The organism is Pseudonocardia phyllosphaerae (assembly GCF_046546475.1).
In the GTDB taxonomy this organism is placed as follows: Bacteria; Actinomycetota; Actinomycetes; order Mycobacteriales; family Pseudonocardiaceae; genus Pseudonocardia; species Pseudonocardia phyllosphaerae.
In genome coordinates this window covers 73105-96355 of sequence record NZ_JBKGXS010000005.1, presented here as the reverse complement: position 1 = coordinate 96355, position 23251 = coordinate 73105, and the positions used below count along the sequence as shown (strand labels likewise).

The 23251-nt window shown below is 73.5% G+C and carries 20 protein-coding genes; 4 read left to right on the top strand and 16 right to left on the bottom strand.

Features of this window, described 5'->3' with window-relative positions; translation table 11 throughout:
* Positions 1-19: 19 nt before the first annotated feature.
* The 8 genes from ACLE50_RS12540 to ACLE50_RS12505 all read right to left on the bottom strand — a co-directional run bounded on the left by ACLE50_RS12540 (position 20) and on the right by ACLE50_RS12505 (position 8358).
* Positions 20-2206: a helix-turn-helix domain-containing protein gene (locus ACLE50_RS12540; RefSeq protein WP_410943666.1), complete on the bottom strand. Its 2187-nt coding sequence runs from the start codon at positions 2204-2206 to the stop codon at positions 20-22.
* A 16-nt stretch (positions 2207-2222) separates the two neighbouring features.
* Entirely contained in the window at positions 2223-3272 is a 1050-nt protein-coding gene (locus ACLE50_RS12535; protein WP_410943665.1) for an alcohol dehydrogenase catalytic domain-containing protein, read from the bottom strand.
* Positions 3273-3282: 10 nt separating this feature from the next.
* Positions 3283-4617 carry a malate dehydrogenase gene (locus ACLE50_RS12530; protein ID WP_410943664.1) on the bottom strand — a complete coding sequence of 445 codons (1335 nt, stop codon included), beginning with the start codon at positions 4615-4617 and terminating at the stop codon, positions 3283-3285.
* Positions 4614-5249 (bottom strand): BMC domain-containing protein, encoded by a 636-nt coding sequence (locus ACLE50_RS12525; RefSeq protein ID WP_410943663.1) that lies wholly within the window; start codon positions 5247-5249, stop codon positions 4614-4616. Before ACLE50_RS12525 ends, ACLE50_RS12530 begins: the two co-directional genes overlap by 4 nt.
* Positions 5246-6139, bottom strand: coding sequence for an ethanolamine utilization protein EutJ (gene eutJ, locus ACLE50_RS12520; RefSeq protein ID WP_410943662.1), 894 nt, complete (start codon positions 6137-6139; stop codon positions 5246-5248). The genes ACLE50_RS12525 and eutJ overlap by 4 nt, the downstream gene beginning before the upstream one ends.
* Before the next feature lie 2 nt (positions 6140-6141).
* Positions 6142-7551: an aldehyde dehydrogenase family protein gene (locus ACLE50_RS12515; protein ID WP_410943661.1), complete on the bottom strand. Its 1410-nt coding sequence runs from the start codon at positions 7549-7551 to the stop codon at positions 6142-6144.
* Between the two features lie 47 nt (positions 7552-7598).
* Positions 7599-7922 carry a BMC domain-containing protein gene (locus tag ACLE50_RS12510; protein WP_410943660.1) on the bottom strand — a complete coding sequence of 108 codons (324 nt, stop codon included), beginning with the start codon at positions 7920-7922 and terminating at the stop codon, positions 7599-7601.
* Between the two features lie 76 nt (positions 7923-7998).
* Positions 7999-8358, bottom strand: coding sequence for a EutN/CcmL family microcompartment protein (locus ACLE50_RS12505; protein ID WP_410943659.1), 360 nt, complete (start codon positions 8356-8358; stop codon positions 7999-8001).
* Between the two features lie 211 nt (positions 8359-8569).
* Here ACLE50_RS12505 and ACLE50_RS12500 point away from each other — a divergent pair, with 211 nt between their 5' ends.
* Positions 8570-9544 carry a DUF7064 domain-containing protein gene (locus tag ACLE50_RS12500; RefSeq protein ID WP_410943658.1) on the top strand — a complete coding sequence of 325 codons (975 nt, stop codon included), beginning with the start codon at positions 8570-8572 and terminating at the stop codon, positions 9542-9544.
* Complete coding sequence (locus ACLE50_RS12495; RefSeq protein ID WP_410943657.1) at positions 9541-10635, top strand: HAD family hydrolase; 1095 nt, start codon at positions 9541-9543, stop codon at positions 10633-10635. Before ACLE50_RS12500 ends, ACLE50_RS12495 begins: the two co-directional genes overlap by 4 nt.
* Positions 10636-10980: 345 nt before the next feature.
* On the opposite strand, the gene ACLE50_RS12490 is transcribed toward ACLE50_RS12495, so the two are convergent.
* From ACLE50_RS12490 to ACLE50_RS12465, 6 genes are all read right to left on the bottom strand, one after another.
* On the bottom strand, positions 10981-13512 hold the full coding sequence (locus ACLE50_RS12490; RefSeq protein ID WP_410943656.1) for a pyruvate, phosphate dikinase: 2532 nt from the start codon (positions 13510-13512) through the stop codon (positions 10981-10983).
* A gap of 2 nt (positions 13513-13514) precedes the next feature.
* A complete protein-coding gene (locus ACLE50_RS12485; RefSeq protein WP_410943655.1) occupies positions 13515-14135 on the bottom strand; it encodes a hypothetical protein in 621 nt (206 codons plus the stop codon).
* Positions 14136-14216: 81 nt separating this feature from the next.
* Positions 14217-15650, bottom strand: coding sequence for a hypothetical protein (locus ACLE50_RS12480; RefSeq protein WP_410943654.1), 1434 nt, complete (start codon positions 15648-15650; stop codon positions 14217-14219).
* Positions 15651-15736: 86 nt separating this feature from the next.
* Positions 15737-16156, bottom strand: a complete 420-nt coding sequence (locus ACLE50_RS12475) for a PEP-utilizing enzyme (protein ID WP_410943653.1) — start codon at positions 16154-16156, stop codon at positions 15737-15739.
* Positions 16157-16629: 473 nt separating this feature from the next.
* Entirely contained in the window at positions 16630-18423 is a 1794-nt protein-coding gene (locus ACLE50_RS12470; protein ID WP_410943652.1) for a DUF222 domain-containing protein, read from the bottom strand.
* Positions 18424-18950: 527 nt separating this feature from the next.
* Positions 18951-20405: an MFS transporter gene (locus ACLE50_RS12465; RefSeq protein ID WP_410943651.1), complete on the bottom strand. Its 1455-nt coding sequence runs from the start codon at positions 20403-20405 to the stop codon at positions 18951-18953.
* 66 nt (positions 20406-20471) lie between these two features.
* On the opposite strand from ACLE50_RS12465, the gene ACLE50_RS12460 reads away from it, so the two are divergent.
* Both ACLE50_RS12460 and ACLE50_RS12455 read left to right on the top strand, forming a co-directional pair.
* Positions 20472-21149, top strand: a complete 678-nt coding sequence (locus tag ACLE50_RS12460; protein ID WP_410943650.1) for a TetR/AcrR family transcriptional regulator — start codon at positions 20472-20474, stop codon at positions 21147-21149.
* A gap of 44 nt (positions 21150-21193) precedes the next feature.
* A complete protein-coding gene (locus ACLE50_RS12455; protein ID WP_410943894.1) occupies positions 21194-22369 on the top strand; it encodes a cytochrome P450 in 1176 nt (391 codons plus the stop codon).
* Positions 22370-22386: 17 nt separating this feature from the next.
* On the opposite strand, the gene ACLE50_RS12450 is transcribed toward ACLE50_RS12455, so the two are convergent.
* A complete protein-coding gene (locus tag ACLE50_RS12450) occupies positions 22387-22815 on the bottom strand; it encodes a DUF6069 family protein (protein ID WP_410943649.1) in 429 nt (142 codons plus the stop codon).
* 112 nt (positions 22816-22927) lie between these two features.
* Positions 22928-23242, bottom strand: a complete 315-nt coding sequence (locus ACLE50_RS12445; protein WP_410943648.1) for a putative quinol monooxygenase — start codon at positions 23240-23242, stop codon at positions 22928-22930.
* Between the last annotated feature and the right edge of the window lie 9 nt (positions 23243-23251).

The window sequence follows — 23251 nt, the reverse complement described above, 5'->3', positions numbered from 1 at the left end:
CCGGCGACGGCGCCCGGGCTCACACCGGGTCCGGGCCCTCGTCCTCGTCGGCCCGGGTCACCTGCAGCAGCCGCAGCGCGAAGTCCGCCCGCATCCGGTCCTCGTGCCGGCTCAGGTCCAGTCCGGTGAGCTGGCGGATCCGCTCCAGCCGGTAGCGCAGCGTCTTGTGGTGCACGAACAACCGGTCCGCCGCGAGCTTCTGCGAGCAGTCGGCGTCAAAGAACGCGCGCAGGGTGCGCACCAGCGAGCCGTCGTTGTCCCGGTCGTAGTCGAGCAGCGGACCGGTGACCTCGTCGACGAAGGTCTGCAGGTCCGGGTCGTCGCCGGAGCCGAGCAGCAGCCGCACGATCCCCAGCTCCTCGTAGAGGAACACGTCCTGCCCGCCGAACCGGGTGGCCGCCGACAGCGCGGTGCGGGCCTCGTTCAACGCGCTCGGCAGGTCGACGACCTCGCGGCGCTCCCGGCTGATCCCCCAGGTCAGCCGCAGCTCCGGCAGCTCCTCGTGGATCGCCGCGGAGAACGCGGTCACCAGCTCGCGGGCCGCCTTGCGATCCAGGTCCGCGGCGATCCCGACGATCAGGTCGCCACGCAGGCTGGCCAGGGCGAGCCCGTGCCCGTGCAGGGTGCGGACGATCCGCAGTACCCGGCGGCGGACCCGGTCGGTCTGCGAGGTGTCCCAGCCGTGCTCGGCGGCGACGGCGGCGAGGTCGTCGATCCGGCCGTGCAGCACCCGCAACCCGCCGGTGAGGTGCACCCCGAGCTGCTGGGCCCGGGTGCGTGCGGCGATCCGGTGCTCGACGGGGCCCTGCAGCAGATCCCACAGCACCTGCTCGGCGGCCTCGGCGCGGGCCCGTCCGGCGGCACGCTCGCGCAGCAACGCCAGCGAGCAGGCCATCGCCACCTGCCCGGCGACGACGTCGACGAGATCGTCGGTGCGCCCGGTGCGGGCGATGAGCATCTGGCCGACCTGGTCCCCGTCGGCGTGCACCGGCCGGGCGACGACCTGCCGGTTGCGCAGCGTCGGGGTGGCGTTGCCGCCGGTCGTCACGGGCAGCACCGCCGGGAGCTGGGAGACCAGGTCGCGTGAGCGGTGCCCGGCGACGCGTTCGCCGTCCGGGCCGTAGACGGCGATCTCGCAGCACAGCTCGGTGGCGACGGCGCGGGCGACCGCGGGCAGCCCGCCGCCGCCGATCACGGTGCGCAGCAGGTCCTGCTGCAGCCGCGACGCCCGGTCGACGACGGCGACGTGGCGCTGCAGCGCGTCGTGGGCGTGGCCCAGCTCGGCTGCGGCGGCGGTCTGCTCGTCGTGCAGCCGGGCGTTGTCGATGGCGATCGTGGCGAAGTCGGCGAGAGTGACCATGCGGCGCACGTCGTTGTCGGTGAACACCGAGCGACGCCGCCGCCACACCTCCAGCACGCCGAGGAACTCGCCGTGCAGCTGCAGCGGGACGGCCAGCGCGGAGCGGGTCTCCTCCCGCTCGGCCAGGGACATGAAGTCGTCGCTGATCGTGCGGTCGTCGAGGTAGGAGTCGACGCGCGCGGGCTCCCCGGTGAGGAACACCAGCCCGGCGACGCCCTGGCCGCGGTGCATCCGCAGCCGTGCGGTCTCGGTGGCACGGTTGCCGACGCAGGCGCGCATGCGGACGACGTCGTCCTCGCGCAGCATCACCCCGCAGATGTCGGAGTCGAGCAGCCGCAGCGTCTGCTCGGCGACGGTGAGCAGCACCTGGTCGAGGTCGCGCACGGTCAGCAGCCGCCGCGACACCTCCCGGACGGCCTCGGTCTCCGCGGCGACGGACTCGATCTCGCCGCGGGCCCGGGTGCCCTGCAGCTGCAGCGACAGCCACGCCCGCCCGTGCCGCAGCCGGGCGAGTACCTCGCGGCCGGGCCGGATGTCGGGGTCCCAGCACAGCGCGGCGGGCCCGTCCGGGCCGTGGACCAGGCCCGATGCGCCGTCGGCGGCGCCGGTGTCCGGTCCGCCCACCGGCAGCCCGGCGACGCCGATCCCGGAGCCCGCGAGCACCGACCAGCGGCCGTCGCGCCAGGCGCAGACCGACACCGGGGTCCCGGCCGCGGCGGAGGCGTGCCGGGCGAGCTCGTCGGCGGCGGTGACGGGGTCGGCGGGGACCGAGGCCAGCAGCCGGTCGAGCCGCTCGTGCCCCTCCTCGCCGGCGAGAGCCGGGCCGGACGGGTCCAGCGTCGTCATCCCCCACCCCCGTCGGTCAGAGCACGATCAGCGACTTGAGCGTACGTCGCTCGGCCATGCGGCGGTACGCCTCGGGAACGTCGTCCAGCGACACCGTCTCTCCCACGACGACCGTCGGGTCCAGCACCCCGGACCCCAGCAGCGCGACGAGCGCGTCGCCGTCGCGCATGACGTCACCGATCGCGAAGCGCAGGGTCAGCTCGTCGGCGAACGCGCGGCCGGCCTGCAGCGACCAGTCCCCGGTGTGCACGCCGACCGAGACGACGGTCCCGCGCCGCCGGACCAGGCCGAACGCGGTGTCCAGGCCCCGCGGGCCCCCGATCGCGTCGACGACGACGTCCGCGCCGCGCCCGTCGGTGAGCCGCCGGACGGCGCCGCCGGCATCGTCCGGGGCGACGGCGACCGAGCCCTCCGCCGCGGCCAGCGCCCGCCGGGCCTCGACCGGCTCGACCAGCAGCACCGTCCCGGCTCCGCAGGCCTGGGCGGCGAGCGCGGTGAGCTGCCCGACCGGTCCCCCGCCGACGACGGCGACGGTGTCCCCGGGCAACGGATCGGCGCGGCGGACGGCGGCGTAGCCGGTGGCGAGGGTGTCGCCGAGGAACACCGCGGCGTCGTCGCCGACGGCGTCGGGCAGGGGCCGCAGCACGGTGTCGGCCCACGGCACCCGCACCAGCTCGGCCTGTGCGCCGTCGAGCGCCGGGCCGAACGCGGTGCCGGTGCCGAAGAAGCGGCGCCCCGGGCACTCCCAGTGGTCGCCACGCCGGCACCACCAGCAGGACCCGCACGCGGTGAAGTCCGCGCCGACGACCCGGTCCCCGGCCCGGTGCCCGACGACGGCGGCACCGGTCGCGACGACCTCGCCGACGAACTCGTGCCCCAGCACGGTGCCCGGGGCGTGCGCGGTGCCGGGGTCGAGCCCGTCGCCGTGCGCGACGGTGTGCAGGTCGGTGCCGCACACCGCGGCCCGCCGCACCCGTACCAGCGCGTCGGCCGGTTCCTCGATCCGCGCTTCCGGGACGTCGGTGACCCGCACGCCGCCGTCCCCGGCGAAGACCACGGCCCTCATGTCGCTCCCGTCACGCCGCCGCGGCGGACTCCGCGAGGTCCGCCAGGCGCTCCCGGATCCGGGCCGCCGCCTCGTGCAACGCCTCGAGCTCGGCCGGACGCAGGTCCAGCTCGACGATCCCCCGCAGCCCCCCGCGTCCCAGCCGGGCCGGGAGCCCGGCGTAGACACCGGAGATGCCGTAGCTGCCGTCCGCGTACACCGCGGCGGGCATGACGTCGCCGGAGTCGGCGGCCATCGCCAGCACCATCCGGGCCGCGGACATGCCGGGCGCCATGAACGCGCTGCCGCTGCGCAACAACCCGACGACCTCGCCACCGGAGGCGCGGGCGCGCTGCACGATCGCGTCGAGCTCGTCGGCGGCGATCGCGTCGGCGAGCGGGCGGGTGCCGACCGTCGCGGCCGAGAGCGGGATGACCATCTCCTCGCCGTGGCTGCCGAGCGCCCACGCCTGGATCCGGTCCGCGCGCGCGGCGCCGGTGAGCGCGGCCAGCGCCTGGAAACGAGCGGTGTCGAGCACCCCGGCCATGCCGAGCACCCGGTCCGACGGGAAACCGGACGCCGTCCAGGCGTGCTGGGTCATCTCGTCCAGCGGGTTGGTGACGACGACGATCACCGCCTGCGGCGACGTCGCGGCGACCCGGCGGGCGACGTCGCCGACGATCGCGGCGTTCGTGCTGATCAGATCGGAGCGGGTCATGCCGGGGGTGCGCGGCTTCCCCGCGGTGATGACCACGTAGTCGGCCGGGCCCGCCTCCTCCACGGTCCCGGCGCCGCGCACCCGGGTGTCGAAGCCGGACAGCGCCGCGGTGTGGGTGAGGTCGAGCGCGATCCCCGCGGCACGGCCCTCGTCGATGTCGACGAGCACGACCTCGCCGAACACGTCGGCGTCGGCCAGGCGCATGGCTGCGACCATGCCGACGTTCCCGGCGCCGACGACGACCACCCGCCCGGTGTTTCCGGCGGGCGCTCCCCCGGGCCGCACGGCCGCGGGCAGCGGGGCGCCACGCCGGTAGAGCGCGCCCGACGGCGGCCGCAGCGGTGGTGGCGGAGCACCCTGGGCGCCACCGTGCCCTCGCCCGGCCGGCGAGGGCGACAGCGGTGCGCCCCCGGCTCCGGTCGCCGCACTGTCCGGCCCGGCGCTCCCCGGCCCGGCACTCCCGAGCCCGGCATTCCCCGGCGCCGCCGGCCCGGCGTTCCCCGCCGCATCCGTCCCGGCCACGATCTCGACGTCCAGCTCCCGGGCCCGCTCCCGCGCCAGCGGCGTCACCACGTCCCGCGGGCCGACCCGCAGCACCCCACCGTCGCCCACGGCCCCGTCGACCTGAGCCGCTCCGATGACGGTCACCGCGTGTCCTCCCGGCCGTGCACGGTCTCCAGGGCGGCGACGGCGGCGTCGCGCGCGGACTGGACCTCGCTCTCGGTGCCGGACAGGAACATCCGGCCGAACCGGCCGACCGCGCGCAGCTCGATGACGGTGATGTTCGCGGCCTTCTCGGCCTCGTTGGCCGCCATCGAGATGTAGGCGGCCGGGGCGACCTCCATGACGAAAAGGCTCTGCCCGGGCATCAGCATGGATCCCTTGCGCCACTTGTTGAGCAGCTGCGCCTGGTACGGGTGCACGTTGGTGATGAACTGGGTGGAGGCGATCGTCGGGCGGATCCGGTCGGCCTCGGTCATGCCCAGCTCGTCGAGGATCGCCTGGCCGGACGCGAGCACCTCGGCCTGCTGCTCGGAGTGGATCTCCAGCAGCCCGAACTCGCGCTCGATGATCTGCAGTGCGGGGCGCACCCCGGCTGCCTTGAGCGCGATGTCCGCGGCGCGGAACACCTCGTTCCCGGGGGCCATCTCGATGTAGAGCTCGGCCATCCCGGCGATCGGGACGTCGCCGGGGCTGGTGGCCGCGATGTGCGCCGCGCACTGCGGCTGCATGCGGTCGATGAACGCGTAGGTGCGCAGCGTGGGGGTGGGTGTGCTCATGCCGCGGCCCTCGCGATGCCGAGCGGGGTGATGAGCAGTGCGTGCGGATAGGTCACGACGGTTCGCTCCAGGTACCTGGCCAACACGGTCTCCGCGCCGGCGATCATCAGGGCACCACCCGCGATGTGCAGGGGCAGGTCCTCGGCGCCCGCGGTGAGCACGCGGACGTTCTCCGCGATCCGCTGCAGGCCGGGGACCAGGACCGGGAAGGCCTCGTCCGGGTGGGCGCGTTTGTAGGGCTCGGCGTCCTCGACGGCGATGCCGAGACCACCGGCGAGCATCAGGTCGAGGTGGTGGCCACCGCCGGGCCGGTCGTCGAGCCGGACGAGCTCGCCGCCGCGGTAGACGCCGACCCCGGTCGAGCCGCCGCCGACGTCGACGACGACCCCGTCGTGCACGCCGAGCGTGCGCTGCGCGGCGTCGACCTCGTCGACCAGCACGGCGTCGTCGAACCCGGCGGACTCGCAGACGTAGGCGCACGCCCGGGCGTCGGTGACCGGGATGCACGGCGGATAGGCCGTCGCGGCCGTCGCGAGGCGGGTGCCGAGCCCGGCCTCGGCGCGTTCGCGCAGCCGGCGGACCGCAGCGATGGCCCGGGCGAAGTCGACGACGACGCCGTCGGCCAGCGCCCCGGACGGGTGGGCGTCCACCCACACCGGGTACTGCGCCCCGTCGCCGGAGACGGCGAGCACGGTGAGCACGCAGCTCGCCGTGCCGAGGTCGACCCCGGTGCGCAGCGACGACGCCGCGGCCAGCGCAGCGGCGGCCGGGGCGTCGGGTACCCCGTCGCGGGCGACGGCCTGCGCGGTCGCCGCGGCGGCGGTGAGCAGCGCCTCGGGGCCCTGCGCCGCAGCGGAACCGGCCCGGCAGGAGACAGTGGGAGCGGTCATGGTCACAGCTCCACCGGGTCGTAGACGGTGCGCCACGGCCGTACCTCGTGCGCGATCCGCTTGATGTTGATCAGGTGCAGCGGGGTGACGTTGTCCGAGCAGATCGAGCCGCTCCACGTCCCCGTACCGAGCTGGAACGACGGGTCGACGTCGGTGGAGTAGCCCATCCCGCCGAACAGCGCGGGCGTGTTGACCACGATGCGCCCGGCGGGCAGCGAGCCGAACGGGGCGACCTCCTCCGGGTCGGCGGCGTGCACCGCGGCGGTGTGCCCCTCCCCGTCGAGGGCCAGGATCTCGCGGCAGCGCCGCAGGCCGGCGGCCGGATCGGGCTCCCGGTACACCGACAGCACCGGCCCGAGGATCTCCCGGGACAACGGGGTGTCGACGCCGACGGAGCCGAGCGTGCAGGCCAGCACGCGGGTCGCCGTCGGCACGCCGAACCCGGCGAGCTCGGCCAGTTGCACCGCGGTCCGGCCGACCGACGCGGGCCGCATCGCCCCGCGCTCGTCGAACAGCACCCGGGCCAGCGCCGCCTGCTGCGGTGCGTTCATCCAGTACGCGCCGCGCTCGCCGAACGCGGCCAGGAACGGCTCCGCCACGTCCTCGACGACGACGACCGACTGCTCGGCCACGCACGCCGTCCCGTTGTCGAACGACTTCGACGTGATGATCATTTCGGCGGCCTCGGCCGGGTCCGGGACGCTGCGGCCGACGTAGGCGGGCACGTTCCCGGCACCGACGGCGATCGTCGGCTTCCCGCTGGAGTACGCCGCGCGCACCATCCCCGGCCCGCCGGTGGCGAGCACGAGCGCGATCTCGTCGCGGCTCATCAGCTCCCGGGTGGCGGGCAGCGTCGGGTTCTCCAGGCACGACACGAGCCCCTCCGGGGCACCCGCGCCCACGGCGGCCTCGGCCATGATCTCGGCGGCGCGCAGCGTGCACCGTGCGGCCCGCGGGTGCGGGGCGTGCACGATCCCGTTGCCGGACTTGACCGCCGCGAGGCTCTTGAACAGCGCCGTCGACGTCGGGTTGGTGACCGGGATGATCCCGGCGATCACCCCCATCGGGGTACCGACGGCGGTGACGCGGGCGTCGTCGTCGACCCAGAGGACGCCGATCGCGCGACGATCCAGCATCCAGCGGGCGACGAAGCCGGTGTTGTAGCGGTTCTTGTAGATCTTGTGCTCGTAGACGCCGTAGCCGGTCTCGTCGACGGCGAGGCGGGCGAGCTCCTCGGCGGCCTTCGTCCCGGCCCGCGCCATGGCGCGCACCCAGTGGTCGAGGGTCTCCTGGTCGACGCCCTCGAGCGAGGTGAAGGCCTCGCGGGCGGCGCGGGCCTTGGCCCGGACGTCGGCCAGGCCTGCCAGGTCGGCGTCGAGGCCGGCCGGTGCGCCGGTGGCTGCTGCGGTCATCTCCACCCCTCGGTGATCGGCTCAGCTGGGTTCGCTCGGGATCCGGCTCAGCTCTTGGGGCGGGTCAGCGACGTGAGGATGCCCTCGGTCTCGTCGTGCGGGCGCGGGATGACGTGCACGGAGACGACCTCGCCCGCCTTCCCGGCGGCGACCGCGCCGGCGTCGGTGGCGGCCTTCACCGCGCCGACGTCGCCGCGGACCATGATCGTGACGAGGCCGCCGCCGATCTCCTTGTGCCCGAGTACCTGCACGTTCGCGGCCTTGACCATCGCGTCGGCGGCCTCGATCGCGCCGACCAGACCCTTCGTCTCGATCAGGCCCAGCGCGCCGCGCAGGGTGGGGGCGGCCGGGGCCTCGCTCGTCGGAGCCATGGTGTCCTCCTGGGTGTGCCTGGTTCTGGGTGTGCCGGGTTGGGGTGGCGGGGCCCTGCGGGCGCAGGGACCGGGATCAGGATTTCTGGTAGGTGACCGCGCCGTCCCGTACGACGGTGTCGGCGATGCCGACGACCGCGCGGTCGGTGGGGACGTCGGCGCCGGCGGCGATCCGGGCGGCACCGCCGGTGGCGACGAGCACGAGCTCCCCGACGCCGGCTCCGACGGTGTCGACGGCGACGTAGCCGGTGACGTCCGGCGCGCCGCCGGTGCGCGCGTCGGCGCCGGTCGTCGCATCGGTGCCGGTCGTCGCATCGGTGCCGGTCGTCGCATCGGTGCCGGTGGTCGCGTCGGCGACCAGGAGGAGGGTGAACCGCTCGAGCCCGGGACCCTTGATCGTCGAGACGACCTGGCCGAGCACCGTCGCCAGCTGCATGCCCGGGCCACCTCCGTCGGTGTGTGGCGGCCCCTCGTGTGAGCGGGGCCACCGTCGCTCCGGGACAGTAGGACCGCGATGATCCGGTCGGCGTTATCCGTCCGGGACAACGTCGGCCGTGGCCGTTGTCCACCGGCGCCGTGGCCGCGACGGGTACGCGAGCGGGAGTGTGCAGGGTGTCGAGCACGTGCCCGCGCCAGGAGGTTCACCGGTGATCCGCCCCGAGGACGCAGAGTTCCACACCCCCACCAGCGACGACCCGCTCTGGGCCGAGACCAACTACTTCGGTCTCTACGCCGGGCAGGACACCGACCGGCCGGTGAACATCGGGCTCTACGCCCTGCACCGCAAGCCGATCGGGATGGTCGGCTCGACGGTGTCGATCAACTCCCGGCGGGTGCGCGAGCCGTGGGCCGCCGAGTACTGGGACGCGCAGAACCTGCCCGTGCCCGAGAGCCTGCTCGACTACGAGCTGCCCAACGGGCTGAAGGTCGTCGCCACCGACCCGAACCGGGTGTGGGACGTGTCGTACTCGGACCCGGCGGCAGGGGTGGAGATCCGGTTCCGCTACACCGCGATCATGCCGGCGTACGACATCAACGACCCCGGCATGGACCCGCTGGCCGCCGACCGGGACATGGCCAAGACCTGGGGGCACGCCTACGCCGGGCACTTCGACCAGTCCGGGCACTACGAGGGCGAGCTGTCGGTCCGCGGCCGGACGCTGCCGATCGACTGCGTCGCGACGATGGACCACAGCTGGGGCGTGCGCGCGGAACGGCAGACCTCGCGACTGTCCTGGCTGCACGCCCACTTCGGCGGCGACCTCGTCGTGCACGGGCTGTTCGACTTCGACACCGCGAACGGGCCGGACGGTGACTCCCCGCTGCGGCTGACCCACGGCTACCTCGTCGAGAACGGCAAGCTGCACGGCCTCGACGGGGGCAGCGGCCTGACCCGGCGCCGCGGCCTCTACCCCGAGCACATCGCGATCGAGGTGACCGCAGGCGACCGGCGGCTGACGGTGGAGGGCGAGGCGCTGACCACGTTCCCGTGGCAGTCCCAGCCGGGCGTCGTCGGGCACAACGCGTTGCTGCGCTGGACCGGCGAGGGGCGCACCGGCTACGGCGAGTGCATGGACTTCATCGGGCTCGGCGAGCTCGGTGAGGTCTACAGCCGCCCATGAGCACCCCGCCGGTACGCGCGGTCGTCTTCGACCTCGACGGCACCCTGGTCCAGACGCGGCTGGCCTCCTGGGAGGTCTTCGAGCCGATCAGCCGCCGGCACGGTCTCGGGGTGGACACCCCGGGGCAGTACTTCGGCCTGTTCCGCGGCAACGTGTTCACCTCGATCCGCAGCCTCTGCTCCACCGACGAGCAGGCGCGGGCGGCGACGGCGGACTTCCTGGCTGCGCTGCGGTCGTCCTACTCGCCGCCGCTGGTGCCGGGCATGCAGGCGGTGGTCCGGAGGCTGGCGTCGGAGTGCACGCTCGCGGTGATGTCGTCGAATGCGATGGAGGTGCTGCGGCGGGTGCTGGTCGACAACGACCTCGCCTACTGCTTCGCGCACGTGTTCGGCGGCGACGTCGCCCCGGACAAGCGGGCGGCACTGCGCACCTTCCTCGCCGACGCCGGCAGCGGTTTCGGCCGTCGCTGCTCCGCCGACTACGACGAGGGCGGTGAGGCGGCCCGTCCGGATCCCGCGACGACGGTGCTGGTCACCGACACCGCAGGCGACGTCCGGGACGCCCGCGAGGTCGGCGTGCGCGTCGTCGGGGTGACCTGGGGGATGCACACCGCCGCCGAGCTGACCGAGGCCGGCGCCGAGTTCGTCGCGCTCTGGCCGCAGGAGGTGCTGTCCTACCTGCTGGGCGACGACGCCGCCCGGGAGCCGGCCGACGCGTGCGCGGTGCCCTCCCACCGGGTGCCCGGCTCCGAGCCCGGCGACGACTGCGGATGCGGGTGCTCCGGAGGTGCGGCCTGCCCCGGTCCCGCCGATGGAACCGGAACCGCGACGTCCGCCGCACCTGCCGGGAACCCCGCCGGGGCTGCCGGGGGCTCCGCCGAGGCTGCCGGGGGCTCCGCCGAGGCTGCCGGGGGCTCCGCCGAGGCTGCCGGGGGCTCCGCCGAGGCCCCCGGCGCCCGGCGGCGCCGACGGCGCCGGGAGGCCGCGGCCCTCGTGCCGGCCTCCCCCGCCCCGTCTCCCGGCCCCCACCCCGGCACCGCCGTGACCGGCCGCGACCCCCTGCTCGACGCCGTCCGCCGGATCTGCGGCTGAGCCCCGCCCCGGGGTCCCGGCACGGACTGCAGGCGCACACCGGTGTGGTCAACGCTCGCGCGATCAGGTGCGCGTTCACGACTCCGGTGAGCGCCTGCGCTGGTTCGACCGGTCCTCGGCGAGGCCGCCCACGGTGCCCGGTGCCGGAGGCCGGCGGGAGAGCCCCGATGCCGATATGACCCCGATGCCGAGATGACTCAGTAGGTGAGGTGTTCCCCAGGGGGATCGGTCGGCTCCCACGCAGCGCGGACGGCCCACGGCGGGTAGCCGCACCCACGACGAGCCGGCCGGGTTCGCACCCGACCGGCCCGCCCGCCGCGGCTCGTCCCACCGCACGCCGGTGCGCTACCCCGCCAGCGCCGCCTTCCCCAGCGCCAGCACCAGCGGCCGCGCTCCGTCGGCCTCGACGGCGAACCGGCGGAACCCCAGCCCGTACAGCTGTGCGGCGGCCTCCTCCGGGACCTCGCCGGACAGCCGCATCCCGACCGGGCGACCGTCGTGCTGTGCCCGCGCGACGTCGCCGAGCAGCGTGCGCACCATCGGGTCCAGCGCCGTCCGCGGGTCCACGGGCAGCAGCCCGCGGCGCAGGTAGTCGTCGAGCGGCTCGGCAGTGAGCAGCTGCCGGGCGGGGATCCCGAACACCGCGGCCTGCAACGCCCGTACCTCCACCCACAGGACGTCGACGGCGTCCCCGATCGCCGGGGCGTTCCCGGCGGCCCGCGGCCCGGTCAGGTAGGCCCCGACCGACACCGGACCGCCGATCTCGTCGGCGATCGCCCGCAGCGCGGCCGCCTCGGCGGGGTCGGACAGGTGCCGTACGGCCAGGTGCACGCCGGAGGTACGGCCGGCGTTGGCGGCGGCCCGGTTCAGCCCGCGCAGCTGCGCGGCCACCAGCGCGGGACGTCCGAGCGGGAGCCCCAGCTCCGGGTGCCGCGTCGTGATCGCGGTCTGCTGCAGCATCTCCCGGGCCTCGTCGGCAACCAGGTCGATCGCCCGCACACCCACGTCGAGTTCACCGGTCCCGGCCAGCAGCGGGGTGAACTCGGCCTCGACGAGCTCGGCGATCCGGTCGAAGCGGTCGTCGGCCCCAGCAGCGGCATCGGACGCGGGGCCGAGCAGCTGCGCGACCAGGCCCTCGATGTGCCCGGTCGCGGCGAGGACGTCGTCGATACCGGTGACCAGGCCGGATGCACCGGCCTCGCGGGCACCGTCCACGTCGGCGGGCAGGGTGACCTTGACCAGCACCTCGCACTCCGACGCCCGGCTCGCCGCGGCCAGCACCGCACCGAGCGCACCGGTCGCGGCGGCCGGGGTCGCGGTGCTGATCCGCCCGGCGAACAGCTCGCCGCCGGCTCCGTCGAGGGAGACCTCGTCGCCCTCGACGACCGTGCGGCCGCCGACGGTCAGGGTGCGCGCCTCGGCGTCGATGGTGATCGCGCCGGCGCCGACGACACACGCCGTCCCCAGCGCCCGTGCGACGACGGCCGCGTGGCTGGTCGAGCCGCCAGTGGCGGTGACGATGCCGCGGGCGGCGATCATCCCGTGCAGGTCGGCGGGGCTGGTCACCGCGCGCGCGAGCACGACGTCCTCACCGGCCTCGGCACGCTCCTTCGCCCGGTCCGGGTCGAGGACGAGCACCCCGGACACCTGCCCCGGGCAGGCGCCGGTCCCGGTCGTGAGCCGCCGGCCCTCGTCGCGGGCGCGGGCGACCTCGTCGTCGTCGAAGCCGGGACGCTGGACCTGGCGGACCTGCTCCGGCGTGAGGTTGCGCAACGCCGCCGCGGGGCTCACCTCGCCCTCGGCGAGGAAGTCCGCCGCGATCCGAACGGCCGCCTCCGGGGTCCGTTTGGCGCTGCGGACCTGCAGGAAGTACAGCGTGGAGTGCTCCACGGTGAACTCGATGTCGAGCACGTCGGCCCGGTCGCGTTCCAGGTCGGCGCAGGTGCGGCGCAGCTCGTCGAGCACGTCCGGGGCGAGCGCCTCGGTGACCGGGTCGGGGGTACGGGTGCCCGCGACGACGTCCTCACCCTGGCTGTGCGCGAGGTACTCGCCGAACAGGCCGGGTTCACCGGTCGCGGGGTTGCGGGTGAACACCACGCCGGAGCCGGAGTCGTCGGAGACGTTGCCGAACACCATCGACTGCACGACGACCGCGGTGCCCAGGTCGTGCGGGATCGCGTGGAACTCGCGGTAGGTGCGGGCGCGACGGGTGTTCCAGGACCGGAACACGGCCTCGATCGCGCCGATCACCTGTGCCTGCGGGTCGTCGGGGACCGACTCGTCGTCGGACTCGGCGAGGGACTGCTCGCACGCGGCCCAGATCCGGTCGTAGACCTCGCCCGCGTCCTCACCGGGGTCGACCGCGGCGACCAGTTCGTCGATCCCGTCGCCGGGGTCGAGCGCCCCGAGCACGGTCTCGGCGTACATCGCGTGGAAGCGGGCGACGAGGTCGGCGACGAACCGGCTGTCCCCGGTCGCGGCGGCCACGGCCCGCGCGACCTCGCGGTTGATGCCCAGGTCGAGGATCGTGTCCATCATCCCGGGCATCGAGATCGGGGCCCCGGACCGCACCGACAGCAGCAACGGCTGCGGGCCGCGTCCGAACGTCTTCCCGGAGCGCCGCTCCAGCTCCGCGAGCCGGGCGGTGACCTCCTCGGCCAGCCCGGCGGGCAGTGCCTTCTCCCGCAGGTAGCTGCGGCATGCGTCGGTGCCGATCACGTAGCCGGGCGGGACCCGCAACCCCTGCTGGCTCATCCGGGCCAGGCCGCTGCCCTTGCCGCCGAGCCGGTCGACGTCGGCGGGGTCGGCCTCGTCGAAGGTGAGCGTGAACCCGCGGGAGCCGCCCGCCGACGGCCCGGAGGTCTGCGGTTCGGTCACCGTCACTCCGCCCGCTCCCGGCCCAGGGTGCGCAGCAGGTCCTCGTGGAACTCGAACCAGATGTTGTGCACCGAGTCGATCGTCGGCGACGACACGTACTCGTGCCGCCCCTGGTCGACGGCCTCGACGGCGGCCTCGAACCGCTGCGGGTAGCGGCCGAACCGCGCGTCGTGCCCGGCCAGCGCGTCGAGCAGCGGGGTCAGCTTCGCGATCAGCTTCTCCAGCCGGTCGATGACCTTGCCGTCGTGGTCGGGGTCGGTGTGGTCGTTGGTGACCTTCCTCCCGCCGACGTCGATCTGCTGCCAGGACGACATCGTCGTCAGGAACTGGGCGTTGGTCGTCTCGAACTTCGCCACCAGGGCGAGCACCTCGTCGTCGGTGCGGACGTCGGCGTAGTGCTCGGCGGCGGCGCGGGCCAGCGCCGGCTCGGCCTCGTCGGTGGGCAGCGCCGACCCGCCCGCGACGACGACGAGCCCCTGCCCCGCAAGCCTTTCGAGGATCTCGTCGACGCGGTCCTGCTCGATCCCGGACGCCGCGGCGACGACGTCGGGGCTCGCCATCTTCTTCAGCGCGACGACGTCGAGGACGTCGTAGCCGCTCTTGTCCAGCACGACTGCGGTCATGGAGGTGTCCCTTCACGGAGGCGGGCGACGCGGCGGGGAGCGCCGCGCCGCCCGATGGGCCGGCTCGTGTCGGAGGCGGACCTACAGCCAACGGCCCTTCGAGTGCCGCAGGCTCGCGTTCTCCGGGAAGGGCAGGTAGCCGGCGCCGGAGAAGATCTTGCTTGGCACCGTCTCCTGGGCGAACCCGCGCTTGGTGATCTCGTAGTAGTAGTTCGCGACGCGCTGGTCGATCTCCCACAGGTCGTAGTCGCGGCAGGCCTTCTCGTAGGTCCCGGCCAGGCGCATGTGCGGGAGGATCATGTCGATGTAGTAGACGTACTGGCCGTTCCAGATCAGGTCGCGGCGGCACATCTTCGACGTCTTCGAGTAGAGCTTGAGCGTCGCGGTCTGCACCCGGCCGAGGTGGTCGGCGAGGTCGTCGATGGCGATCGGGTACACCTCGCCCATCGGTGTGTTCCACTTCTCGCGGGCGAACACCGCACCGCCGACGACGGCCTCGATGTAGTTCTTGGGCCGGGTGAACGTCGTGGAGATGTCGTTGACCCGGATCTCCTCGAGACCCATCTTCTCCGGGTCGATGATCAGCGCGAGGGTGTAGCAGTGCGGCAGGCCGGCGTCCTCGCAGACGTCGGACCAGTGGAAGACCTCCTCGTTGACGAACAGGTCCCGCAGGATCAGCAGCTTGCCGTCGGGCAGCTCGTACGGGCCGGTGTCGCCGAGGCCGAGGCGGCAGTCGTAGTGGTCGAGGAAGGCCAGCAGCTCGGCGGCGGCGTTGAACTGGGTGAACGCGCCGTGCTTGGCGCTGCCCGGTTCCAGCTCCTCGGTCTGGGCGACGAGCTGGTCGAGGAAGTCCTGCTCGTGGATGCGGCAGCGGTAGCGGTCCTGGGAGTTGAGGATGTATCCGTCCTGGCGCTTGCCCCAGAGCACGCGCTGCATGAACTTGAGGATCTCGTTGGACTCCCCGACGTACTCATCGGGCTTGATCGCCTCGAGCGCCAGCAGGCCGCAGCGGCCCATGCCGAACCCGACGGCGCCGATGCACCAGTCGTGCACGGCGTTGACCTTGGTGCCGATCTCGCGGCGCGCGGTCGCCCCGATGTCCATGATCCCCTGCGCGCCACCGACCTCGCGGGTGGTCATCGCCATGATCTCGGGCCACCGGTAGAACTCGTGCATGAAGGCCAGGATCTCGTACTCCTGGCGGGGGATCATGCCGCTGACGCCCTCGGTGGCGCGCATGACCAGCACGTCCCAGATGTTCCAGGCGAGGTAGTTGTTGAGGTCGTTGAGCTCGTCGATGGTGAACTCGTCGCGGAGGACGTCCTCCTTCGACACCTTCTCCAGCACGCCCGACTTCGCGCGCGCCTTCATCATCTTGTCGCCCTTGATCCCGTCGGTGACGGGCTCCATGCCGACGAAGTTGCCGGTGTAGGTGAGGTCCTGGAAGCGGAGGCCGTCGTCGCCCTCCTCGTAGCGCTTCTTGTAGGTCGCCTTCTTGCCCTCGGTGGTGGTCACTGCGCTGTGCTCCTGTCCCGGTTCGCCCGCGTGGAAGAAGATCGGTCGTGCTGGTGGCGCCGTCGCCGTGCCGGTGCCGGTCCCGCTCAGTCGTCGGCGACGACCCGGCCGACCTCGTTGTCGCTGCAGTCGAGGCGCACCTTGCGGCCGTCGAGCGCCTTGGCGATCTCGTCGAAGTGCGCCGGGTCGGTGTTGCCGACGACGTAGCGCGACTCGCTGTCGGTGAGGTGCGCGGTCATCACGCACGGGGTCTGGAACTCCCGGGAGAGGATCCCCAGGTGCGACTCCGGGGCGCCGGACATGGTGATGACGCCGATCGCGCCCATCGACAGGGCGGGCGCCAGGAAGGTCGTCGTCCCGCCCTGGACGAGCAGGATGTGCTCGGCGAGCTTGCCCGACTGGATCAACGAGATCACGTCGGCCGGCGAGGACAGGTACTTCACCGTTCCGCTCGGGGACTTGGCGGTGTCGAAGACGTTGTAGCCCTCGGCCAGCACGTCGGCCATGGAAGTTCCTCCTTGAACTCGGGTGGGCGCTGCACTCGGGTGGGACGTGGCGATCGCATCGGACCGTCGCCAACTCTGGTTCCCGCCGTCCCGGCCTCGCGACGTTGCGTGGGTCACAGTGCCCGCGACGTCCACGGTGTCCGATGGAACGCGCGGACAAAAGTGACCGGGCGACTTGTCCTGCGGGGACAGCCACCGCCTCCGGCCGGCCGCGGTCCCGCCTGTGGCGCGTGACGGCGCGCAACCCACCGGGGACCGGGAGCGATCCGCCGTGGCTCCGTTACCGCGAGGGGTCGGTGACTGGGTCGGTGCTTCCGGCCGGACCAGTACTTCCGGCTGGGCCGGCGCTTCCGTGCTTCCGGCTGGGCCGGCGCTCCCAACTGAGCCGGCGCCATCCGCCGGGGACGGTTCGCCGGGTTCCGGGAGTGAGTTGTCGGGCCGGGGACGGCTCGCCGACGCCGCGGCGGAGGCGATCAGAACGGCGCTGGATCATCGTCGGTTCCGTCCCGGGGTTCCGGGATCGTCGGCTGTGCCCCGGCTGCGGGCCGGGCGAGCCTCGAGCGCGCCGGTCTCGGCCCCTCGGTGCCGGGGTCGATCACCCGCCGCTCCGCGACGCCCTCGCTGACCACCGTGTCCTCGGTGAAGACGCGATAATCCTTCGGGTACGTCGTCGACTGGTAGCCGTCGGGGCTGATCCAGGTCAGCCCACCGTCGGGGCGCACCAGTGCGTGCCATCCGGTGACGTCTTTGAGCTTGTGGTGGCGTTGGCAGAGCCCGAACAGGTTGTGGTCGACGGTGTGGCCGTCCTTGCCCCAGTCCTGGTGATGATCCAGATCGCGGATGCGGCGTTCGCAGTCCGGACCACGACAGGTGCCGTCACGGCCGTGGACGTGATCGTGCAGATTCGCCGGAGGCCGGTAGGTGTTGCGTCCGTAGTCGAGCAACTGCCCGGTGACGGGGTCGGTGACCAGGCGTTTCCAGTCACCACCGGCGGCCAGGGCGCGGGCGGTGGTGGCGGGGATCGGGCCGTGGCCGGTGATCTCCCCGGGCCGGCTACCGCCGAGCAGGGTGTCGAGCCCGACCACGACCTGGATCAGCGGCTTGCGGCCGATCGTGGCGTTGGGGTCGGGCTTACACGCGAGGACTTCGGCGACGGCGGTGGCGATGATCTCGGGGTCCACTCCGGTCAGCTCGGCGATCGCTGCGCCGGTCGCTGTGGGAGTCGCTGCGATGGTCATCGTGCCGGTCGCTGCGTTGGTCGCTGTGCCGGTTGTGGCCTCGGCGGCCTGTGCAGTGCCGGCTCCGGTCGCGGAGCCTCGCTCGGACGCTTCGTTCGAGGCGCGCGCGGCACCGGTGGGATGCGCGGGGCGCGTCGCCGCCGGTACACCAGCGCCGGTGCCGGTCGTCGTGTCCGCTGCGGCGTCTGCCGGGTGGCGACTGTTGACCACAGTGCTCACCGCGGCTATCACCGAGGTCAGGTCGGTGATCGTGACCGTGCCCTGCAGCAGTTCGTGGGCGAGGTCGCAGCGGCGTTGCGCCAGCGTCCGCGGGTCCTCGCTGCCCAGGGAGCGGACGAGCCGGTCCAGGGAGTTCCAGGACGCCTCGGTCTGCGCGGCGGAGCCGGACAGCCAGAGGGAGCCCATGCCGTTGTCGTTGCGGCTGATCGAGACCTCGCGGTCGTCGAACGCCCGCTGATGACGGCGAGCGGCGCCGTCGGGGTCGGCGCGGTGGATCGCGGTGCGCAGCCGGGCGCGGAGCCGGGTCTGGGTGATCGTGGACGCGCCGGGCAGGATCGCAGCCTGCACCGCACGGGCGGCGTCGTCGTCGAGGATCTGGGTGGACTCGGCGATCGCCTCGGCGGCACGTTCCCCGATCCGCCCGGCCTCCCACTCGGCGAGAGTTTCCGGCAGTACGCGGTAGAGGCGTTCGGCCATGCCGAGTTCGCCGCGGGCCTGGTCCTCGGTCAGATGCGTCGCCATCGCCACCTGGGAGGGCAGCCAGCGGGCCACCGGCACCGCAGTCTTCCCGGTGGCATCGGGGACGGGTGCAGTGCTGCCCGGTGGGTGTCGTTCGACCAGGGCGCCGAGCAGGCGGGTGCGGACCGCTCCGGCCCAGCGTTCCAGCTGCACCGCGGCCTCGACGGTCTTCAGCAGCTCACGGTCGGAGAGATCCTCGGGTACCGCAGCGGTGGCTTCGCACAACGCGGCGAGGGTCCCGCCGGGCGGCATGTGCCCGGCGAGTGCCTCTTCGACCGTTGTGTCGACCACGTGTTCGATTCTACCGGAGTATGCAGCCAGTTCTCCAGTAAAAGTTGCGGTCATTCGGCGCAGGGATCCGACCGTTGAACGGTGCAGGCGCGGACGATGACGGGGACGTGAGGGGCGGCTCGGTCGGGTTCGCGGCCTCGACCGCGTCCTCTGCCGTGCTCACACAGAGGCGGACTGGCACGCGCGCTGCCCTGCAGCTGGCGACACCGTCGTCGCCTACGGCCTTGATCGTCGGTTTGCCGGGGATCGGTGCCATATCCGGCACCGAAGACCGGCAGAACGCCGATCATGGGCCCTCGCCGAGCCGGGCACCCGACAGACCGGGCATCCGATCAGTAACGGCCGCGGCCCCGTCACGCCAGCGTGGTCACGACCTCCACCCGCGACTGCGGCGGCGGCATGGCGGCGATCTCCCCACGCACCTCACGCGCCGCGGCGGCCAGCTCGCCGTCGTGCAGCAACCGGTCCAGCGACTCGGCACCCCCCAGCCCGTCGCCGTGCCAACCCAGCGCGTCACCGGTGCCGAATCAGCGCGTCGCCGGTACCGACACCCCGACGGCCTCCGCAGCGGCTTGCACGTCGCGGCGCGGCAGGAACACGGTGATGGCCGCCGCAGCGAGGGCGGCGGCCGCACCCAGCACCAGAGTGATCACGAACGCGGCCTCCGACGGCAGCGCCGTCCCACCGGACGTCACGGTCAGCTGCGCCAGCAGCACCCCGACGACGGCGCTGGCGATCGAGGTCCCCATCGCCCGCATGAGGTTGTTCAGACTGTTCGCGGCCGCGGTCTGGCTCAGCGGAGCCGCCGCCATGATCAGCGACGGCATGGCGCCGTACGCGAGCCCGATCCCGGAGCTGATCACCACCGCCGACACCAGCAGCTGCCAGACCGCGCCGTGGAACACCGCTCCCAGCCCGTACCCGGCGGCGACGACGACCGCCCCGGCCAGCAGCGTCGTCCTCGGTCCGGACGCCGCGCTGATCCGCGCCGACACCGGCGACATCGCCATCATGCACAGTCCGCCCGGCGCCAGGACCAGCCCCGCGACCAGGATCGACTGCCCCAGCCCGTAGCCGGTGGCCTCCGGCAGCTGCAGCAGCTGCGGGTAGACCAGCGACATCGCGAACATCGAGAACGCGAACACCACCGACGCCGCGTTGGTCAGCAGCAGCCCGCGCCGGGCGCTGACCCGCAGATCCACCAGCGGCTGCGGGGTGCGCAGCTCCCAGCGCCCCCAGAGCAGCACGGCGACCACCGCGACCGCGAACAGCGACAGTGTCAGCGGAGAGCCCCAGCCCCAGCTCGCACCCTTGGAGACCGCGACCAGCAGCGCGACGAGCGCGACCGAGATCCCGACGGCGCCGACGCCGTCGAACCGGCCGCCGGCGCGCTGCGGGGACTCCGGGACGATCGTGAGCACCAGCCCGGTGACGGCCGCCCCGACCAGGCCGGCGGCCCAGAACAGCACGTGCCAGTCCAGGCTCTGCGCGACCAGCGCCGACAGCGGCAGCCCCAGCGCTCCCCCGACGCCGAGCGAGGCGCTCATCATCGCCGTCGCCGAGCCGAGCCGGTCCGCGGGGAGCAGGTCGCGCATCAGGCTGATCCCGAGCGGGACCACCCCCGCGGCCAGCCCCTGCAACGCGCGCCCGACGACCAGCGGGACGAGCGACGACGACAGCGCCCCGAGCACCGAGCCGCACACCAGCACCACCAGGCAGACCAGCAGCATCCGGCGTTTGCCGACCATGTCCGCCAGCCGTCCGACGACCGGGGTGGCGACGGCCCCGGCGAGCAGCGTCGCGGTCACGATCCACGCGGTGTCCGCCGGTGCGGAGCCCAGCAGCCGCGGGAACTGCGGCAGCAGCGGCACCACCAGCGTCTGCTGCAGCGAGACCACGATGCCCGCCGCCGCGAGCACCGCGACCAGCAGGTTCGACTGCCTCCCGGTGACGGGCTCGATGCGGGGCGGGGCGGGCGTCATGCGGAACTCCTGTCGATCGGGGGCGTCGAGGTCGACCACGATTAAATCATGTGCTTGACTTAAGTCGTGACCGCTCGTGCCCGCTCCGACCGCAGCACCGCCACCCGCGAGGCGATCCTCGACGCCGCCGAGCGGCTCTACGCCGAGCACGGCGTGTACGCGGTGTCCAACCGCGCGATCGCCGAGGCCGCCGGGCAGGGCAACAACGCCGTCGTCGGGTACCACTTCGGGACCCGCACCGACCTCGTCGAGGCGCTGGTGCACCGGCACGCGGAGCCGATCGACCGGCTCCGCGAGGCGATGCTGGAGCATCTGCCCGTCGAGCCGGGCGTCCGGGACTGGGTCGCCGCACTGGTGCTCCCGACCGCGCAGCACCTCGAGGAGCTCGGCAGGCCGACCTGGTTCGCCCGGTTCGCCGCGCAGCTCATGACCGACCCGGCGCTGCGCGAGATCATGGTGCGCGAGTCGCTCACCTCCCCCGCGCTGAGCGCGCTGCTCAGCGGGCTGAACGCCTGCCTGCCCGCCCTGCCCGACGACGTCGCCGCCGAGCGCGCCGACATCTGCCGCCTGCTGCTCGTGCACCACTTCGCCGAGCGCGAGCGGGCGCTGGCCGACGGCTTCCCCACCCCCCGCGCGAGCTGGACCGACGCCGCCACCGGACTCGTCGACGCGATCGTCGGCATCTGGACGGCGCCGGTCACCACCGGCACCGGAGCCCACCTCGACCCGAAGGAGCACACGTGACCGACCTCGCCGACGTCCGTACCGGAGTCCCGCCCCGCTACCCGATGCCGCGCGACGGCCGCTGCCCGTTCGACCCTCCGCCCGAGCTGGGCGGCACCCGCGACGAGGGGCGCCTCACCTCGGTCCGGCTGGGTGACGGGACCGTCGCCTGGCTGGTGCCGCACTACGCCGACCAGCGCAGCCTGATCACCGACAAACGCCTCAGCTCCGACGCCTCGCTTCCCGGCTACCCGCACGAGGGCCGGATACCCGACGGCGCCAACCGGATCGGCTTCATCCTCATGGACGACCCGGAGCACGCGCGGCTGCGCCGGATGGTCACCGCGCCGTTCTCGCACCGGCGGATCCGCGCGATGCGCCCACGCGTGCAGGAGCTCACCGACCGGCTGATCGACGACATGCTCGCCGGGCCGCAGCCTGCCGACCTGGTCGAGGCGTTCGCGCTGCCGCTGCCGTCACTGGTGATCTGCGAGCTGCTCGGCGTCCCCTACACCGAGCACGGCTTCTTCCAGGAGTGCAGCCGGATCATGATCGACCGGCGGTCCTCGGCCGACGAGCGCGGCGCCGCGTCGGGCCGGCTCGCCGAGTATCTCGCGGAGCTCGTGCAGCGCAAGAGCACCGAGCCCGGCGACGACCTGCTCACCGGCCTCGCCGAGCGGGTCACCGCCGGTGAGCTGACCGCCGACGACGCCGCCGGCATCGGCGTCCTCCTGCTGGTGGCCGGGCACGAGACGACCGCGAACATGATCGCCCTCGGCACCCTGGCGCTGCTGGAGAACCCCGGCCAGCTGGCCCTGCTGCGCGACCACTCCGACGACGAGCAGGTCGTCAACGGCGCGGTCGAGGAGCTGCTGCGCTACCTGACCGTCACCCACAACGGCCGCCGCCGCGTCGCGCTGGAGGACATCGAGTTCGCCGACCACACCATCCGCGCCGGCGAGGGCGTGATCTTCCCGAACGACATCGGCAACCGGGATCCCGAGGTCTACGACCGGCCCGACGACCTCGACCTCACCCGCGACGCGCGCCATCACCTCGCATTCGGGTTCGGCGTGCACCTGTGCCTGGGGCTGACGCTGGCCCGGATGGAGCTGCAGGTCGTCTACGGGACGCTCTACCGGCGCATCCCGACGCTCGCCGCCGCCGAGCCGTTGTCCGACGTGGCGTTCAAGCACGACGGGTCGGTCTACGGGGTGCACCGGCTGCTCGTGACCTGGTGAACGGCCGGGCCGGAACGTCAGCGCGCCAGCGGCAGGAACCGTCGGTAGGCCGGGACCGCCGCGGCCGCGACGACCAGGTGCATCAGCCCGAGTGCGATCCCGCCGACCGCGCTGAACGACACCGCGACCCACGCGTCGGGGATCAGCGACAGGACGACCACGACGGGTACCAGCACCCGCAGCACCCGCGACGGCGTCGCCGTGACACGGCGGATCACCTGCCAGCCGATCGCGCCGACGAGCGTGCCGATCAGGGTGAACAGCAGGAACGTCTGCGGCTGCAGGCCCATCACCGTCGACACGTCCGCGCCGAGGGCCTGGGCGGCGAGCGAGAGCAGGAAGTTGACGATGCCGGACGCGACCGTCGCGGCGACGACGGCCAGCGCGATGCCGGCGACGGCGGAGCGGGGCGCGACCCGGGCGGAGCCTGCGGCGGATGCGGTCATGGCGAGCTCCTCGGCGGAGGTGTGACGTCCCTGTGCAGGAAGAGTCCTCCCGCCTCGTCGGCGGATTCAAGTGCCTGCCGCACACTCACAGCAGAACTTCAGGCTCCGGTCCTCACAGGACGCCCTGCTCCGCGGTCCCCGCCGGCAGCGCGTCCATCCGCGTCACCTCCGGCGGACCCGCGACCAGCCCGTCGACGGCACGGCGCAGCGCGGCGATCGGCTCGCCGTTCGAGTGCGCCGCGAGGTCGTCGCGGCTGCTCCACTTCTCGACCAGCACGACGGAGCCGTCGTCGGCGTCGTGGATGGCGTAGAGCTCGCAGCCCGCCTCGTCGTGCACGGCCGGGATCACCCCGCGCAGTGCCTCGACCAGCTCGGACTGCCGCCCCTCGGCCGGGCGGAAGACAGCGATGACGACGACGGCGGGCACAGGGTCTCC

Bases quoted from the DNA above. Each gene is read 5' to 3' on its own strand.
- ACLE50_RS12540 (WP_410943666.1), bottom strand. From the start codon at position 2,206: ATGACGACGCTGGACCCGTCCGGCCCGGCTCTCGCCGGCGAGGAGGGG.
- ACLE50_RS12535 (WP_410943665.1), bottom strand. From the start codon at position 3,272: ATGAGGGCCGTGGTCTTCGCCGGGGACGGCGGCGTGCGGGTCACCGAC.
- ACLE50_RS12525 (WP_410943663.1), bottom strand. From the start codon at position 5,249: ATGAGCACACCCACCCCCACGCTGCGCACCTACGCGTTCATCGACCGC.
- eutJ (WP_410943662.1), bottom strand. From the start codon at position 6,139: ATGACCGCTCCCACTGTCTCCTGCCGGGCCGGTTCCGCTGCGGCGCAG.
- ACLE50_RS12515 (WP_410943661.1), bottom strand. From the start codon at position 7,551: ATGACCGCAGCAGCCACCGGCGCACCGGCCGGCCTCGACGCCGACCTG.
- ACLE50_RS12510 (WP_410943660.1), bottom strand. From the start codon at position 7,922: ATGGCTCCGACGAGCGAGGCCCCGGCCGCCCCCACCCTGCGCGGCGCG.
- ACLE50_RS12505 (WP_410943659.1), bottom strand. From the start codon at position 8,358: ATGCAGCTGGCGACGGTGCTCGGCCAGGTCGTCTCGACGATCAAGGGT.
- ACLE50_RS12495 (WP_410943657.1), top strand. From the start codon at position 9,541: ATGAGCACCCCGCCGGTACGCGCGGTCGTCTTCGACCTCGACGGCACC.
- ACLE50_RS12485 (WP_410943655.1), bottom strand. From the start codon at position 14,135: ATGACCGCAGTCGTGCTGGACAAGAGCGGCTACGACGTCCTCGACGTC.
- ACLE50_RS12475 (WP_410943653.1), bottom strand. From the start codon at position 16,156: ATGGCCGACGTGCTGGCCGAGGGCTACAACGTCTTCGACACCGCCAAG.
- ACLE50_RS12465 (WP_410943651.1), bottom strand. From the start codon at position 20,405: ATGACGCCCGCCCCGCCCCGCATCGAGCCCGTCACCGGGAGGCAGTCG.
- ACLE50_RS12455 (WP_410943894.1), top strand. From the start codon at position 21,194: ATGCCGCGCGACGGCCGCTGCCCGTTCGACCCTCCGCCCGAGCTGGGC.
- ACLE50_RS12450 (WP_410943649.1), bottom strand. From the start codon at position 22,815: ATGACCGCATCCGCCGCAGGCTCCGCCCGGGTCGCGCCCCGCTCCGCC.